This window comes from Chryseobacterium sp. S0630 (genome assembly GCF_024158915.1).
In the GTDB taxonomy this organism is placed as follows: Bacteria; Bacteroidota; Bacteroidia; order Flavobacteriales; family Weeksellaceae; genus Chryseobacterium.
In genome coordinates this window covers 1-3,850 of the sequence record NZ_JAMZGF010000108.1, presented here as the reverse complement: position 1 = coordinate 3,850, position 3,850 = coordinate 1, and the positions used below count along the sequence as shown (strand labels likewise).

2 protein-coding genes and 1 tRNA gene are annotated in these 3,850 nt (G+C 38.8%); 2 read left to right on the top strand and 1 reads right to left on the bottom strand.

Going from position 1 to position 3,850, the window contains the following annotated elements; all coding sequences use genetic code 11:
- Positions 1-250 precede the first annotated feature (250 nt).
- Positions 251-979 carry a M17 family peptidase N-terminal domain-containing protein gene (locus NK356_RS23895; RefSeq protein WP_253318233.1) on the top strand — a complete coding sequence of 243 codons (729 nt, stop codon included), beginning with the start codon at positions 251-253 and terminating at the stop codon, positions 977-979.
- 276 nt (positions 980-1,255) lie between these two features.
- Positions 1,256-3,382: a type IA DNA topoisomerase gene (locus NK356_RS23890; protein ID WP_034697604.1), complete on the top strand. Its 2,127-nt coding sequence runs from the start codon at positions 1,256-1,258 to the stop codon at positions 3,380-3,382.
- An 89-nt stretch (positions 3,383-3,471) separates the two neighbouring features.
- Here NK356_RS23890 and NK356_RS23885 read toward each other — a convergent pair.
- Positions 3,472-3,541: transfer RNA gene (locus NK356_RS23885), tRNA-Ala, on the bottom strand.
- Positions 3,542-3,850: the final 309 nt, after the last annotated feature.

The following is a 3,850-nucleotide window of genomic DNA, read 5'->3' as shown; positions in this document are numbered from 1 at the left end:
AACAAAAATAACAAGCAACAAAAATAACCCGCAACTCGAATCCCGCATCTCGCAACAAACTTTGGAAAAGAAATAAAAAATAGCTGGAGCAAAGCGACTTGCGCCTTAAAAACATAAACCCTAAAAACTTTGCGTCTTTGCGTTATTCCAACAAAAAAAACTTACAACCACGCAACAAAAATAACAAGCAACAAAAATAACCCGCAACTCGAATCCCGCACCCCGCAATAAACAACAAAAAATAAATCACATGAAAAATACACTAAAACACTCACTGGTAATTGCAGCTTTAGCATTATCTACCTTAAACTTTGCACAAACTACAACCACTGCTCCTGCAAAAACCACAGCCATCGGAACTTCCAAAACCTGGGGAACCGTAGACGGAATTTCCATGATAGGACTAGTACAAGGTCCATCATCTGCTGACGCCCAACTTCAGGTAGCCTGTGTTTTCGAATATACAGAAGGAGACATCTTCAATGCTCAGGCATTACCCGCTAAATTGAATGGATTGGTTCACCTGGATGAGGCCTTAAAAGGAGAACTGACCAACCTTAGAAAAACAGGACAATTTCAGGGACATTCTTTGGAAACCATTTTAATTACACCGCCTGCAGGATCGATGTCTGCAAAGAAGTTATTATTGATCGGTTTAGGTGACCGTAATAAATTCACTCCTGATTTAATGACTTCCGTAGGCGAAGTGGCTGCCCGTGAGGCCATGAGATTAGGCGTTACCAATTTTGCCTTCGCCAGCGACCTGAAGGATGCCGGAATAGATTCACCAACTGCTTTGGTAGCTGGAAATGTTGTAAGAGGAATTGTACATGCCAACCGTTCTGAAAATTATCTGAAAGAACACAAATTATCCACCACAAAAAAAATAGAAAAAGTATACCTTCTGGCTGGTCCTGCCTTCTTTGAAACCGCAGGCGGAGGAATTTCCGATGCCATTTCAGAAGCAAAAAAGAAATAATGAACTAGTTTCATTACATTGTTGATCCTGCCTCCTTTTTATAAGGGGGCTTTTTTTATAAAAAATGTCATCACGATTACCTATCTGACAAACAATTTATTTGCAAGTTAACATAGAACGTTTAAATAAGTTGATAAACTATATTGTAAAACATTGCATCTTTAGAATACAAAAACGTAATTTACTCTCTTTCAACTCTAAGTCCTCAACATTTAACTAAATTTGAAAAGTCAAAAAAAATCCCGATTTTTGCACTCCTTCAATAAACCCGAGTTCATGAAATTATGTATTGCCGAGAAACCCAGTGTTGCCAGAGATATCGCCAAAGTATTGGGCGCTACCACGCCTAAACAAGGCTATATGGAAGGGAATGGCTATTGCGTAACATGGACGTTCGGACATCTTTGTACCCTGAAAGAACCGCACGACTACGGTCCTCAGTTCAAATCCTGGAATCTTTTTTCATTACCCATTATTCCCAACAGTTTTGGAATCAAGCTAATCCCGAATAAAGGCGTTGAAAATCAGTTTAAAGTGATTGAAAGATTGGTCGAAGAATGTGATGAGGTCATTAACTGCGGGGATGCCGGGCAGGAGGGAGAACTCATTCAGCGTTGGGTATTACAGAAAGCAAAATGTAATAAACCAATTCAGCGTTTATGGATTTCTTCATTGACGGAAGATGCTATTAAAGAAGGATTTGCGAGCTTAAAACCTGCAGAAGATTATAAAAACCTATATCTGGCCGGAAATGCGAGAGCCATAGGAGATTGGTTATTGGGAATCAATGCAACAAGACTTTTTACGAAAAAATTTGGTGGGAATAAAGCCGTTCTTTCTATTGGAAGAGTGCAAACTCCTACATTGGCGATGCTGGTGCAGCGTCAGAAAGAAATTGATGCCTTTACCACAGAAGAATATTGGGAACTGAAAACCAAATACCGTGATGTGATTTTCAATGCGGCGATCGATCGTTTAAAAACGTTGGAGCGTGCTGAGAAAGGATTGGAATACCTTAAAGTAAATCCATTTGAGATCGTTTCTTTCGAAATTAAAGAAGGAAAAGAAAAAAATCCAAGACTTTTTGATTTGACCGGACTTCAGGTAGAAGCCAATAAAAAATACGGATATTCAGCTGAAAATACGCTGAATTATATTCAAAGTCTTTACGAAAAGAAACACGTGACTTACCCTCGTGTTGATACTACTTATCTATCCGAGAGTTTATATCCGAAAATAACGGGTATTCTTCAGAAAATGTATCCTTATCAGGATCTGATTGCTCCATTACTGGAAGCTCCGATTCCAAAATCAAAGGCTGTTTTCGATGATACAAAAGTAACCGATCACCATGCCATCATTCCTACGGAAATCCCACCTTCTCAGAATCTGAGCAGGGAAGAAAAACTGATTTATGATCTGATTGCAAAACGTTTTATTGCCGTATTCTACCCGGAATGTAAAATTTCCAATACTTTGGTAGAAGGAAAAGTAGGAACTATTCCTTTCAAAACCAGCGGAAGACAGGTTCTTGAAGCTGGATGGAGAGCCGTTTACGCCAAAGAACCGAAAGAAGAAACCACCGATAAGGAAAAAGAAAAAGAGGAAGAACAAACCATCCCTGAATTTATTGTAGGAGAAACCGGACCCCACGATCCGATGATCCACCAGGGAAAAACGACTCCTCCAAAACCTTACACGGAAGCAACACTGCTGAGAGCCATGGAAACTGCCGGAAAACAGGTAGAAGATGAAGAATTGCGTGAAATGCTGAAGAACAACGGTATAGGAAGACCATCCACCCGTGCCAACATCATCGAAACCCTTTTCAAAAGAAAATACATCGAGAAGAAAAGGAAAAACCTCATCGCTACTCAAACCGGAATCCAGCTAATTGATACCATTGAAGACGAACTGTTAAAGAGTCCGGAACTGACCGGAGAATGGGAATCCAAACTTCGTAAAATTGAAAAAGGAGAGTATGAAGCCAATCTTTTCAAAGAAGAACTGATTCAGATGGTGACAGAACTCACTGAAAAAGTGGTATACGGAAAAGGAAAAGTGATTACCCTTCAGGAAGAAGAAAAAGAAGAAGTAAAGGAGAAGAAAAAAAGAGAACCTGCACAGAAAAAAGAATTGCAGTCCTGGGAAGAAACGAAATGCCCTAAATGTAAAGAACATAATCTGATCAAAGGAAAAACCGCTGTAGGCTGCTCTGATTTCAAAAACTGTGGCTTTAAAATTACCTTTGAAATCTTCGGTAAAAAATTATCTGATAAACAGCTTTTAGACTTGGTATTAAAAGGGAAAACCTCAAAATTAAAAGGCTTCTCTACCCACCCGGAAGCGATCACGGAAGGTGTCTTGACTTTAAGTGATGATTTCCAGGTACAACTGAGCTGATTTTGAGTTTAATCTAAACATCTGTTCAATCCGCTCAATCTGTGAAAGGATAAAAATCTGTGACAAATAAATTAAATATTATCGTTTAGTGGAGAATACGGGATTCGAACCCGTGACCTTTTGACTGCCAGTCAAACGCAATAGTTTTTTGTATACGCTGCATATATTGGAATGAGATAAACATTCTCTCAAATATAATAAAATAATGGCAAGAACTTAACACAGATAGGTTGTTCAGTTTTTGACGTTATCAAATTTTATCGGAGATAAAATCCTAGCACCTTAAAAACATCAAGCTTAGGACAAAACTAGCGCCTTTGCGTTTTCCAACCAAGCAATGCATAGTTTCCAACGGAATGACAAGCTGTACGGATAAACGAAACGTTGTATTTATCATTCTGAAAGAATCCCACCTTACGATTTTCTAGTTATCATTTAACAATAATCCATTTTATCGGAGATAAAATC

What these genes read in the sequence shown, in the direction of transcription:
- NK356_RS23895 (WP_253318233.1), top strand. Translation starts at nt 251, where the DNA reads ATGAAAAATACACTAAAACACTCACTGGTAATTGCAGCTTTAGCATTA.
- NK356_RS23890 (WP_034697604.1), top strand. Translation starts at nt 1,256, where the DNA reads ATGAAATTATGTATTGCCGAGAAACCCAGTGTTGCCAGAGATATCGCC.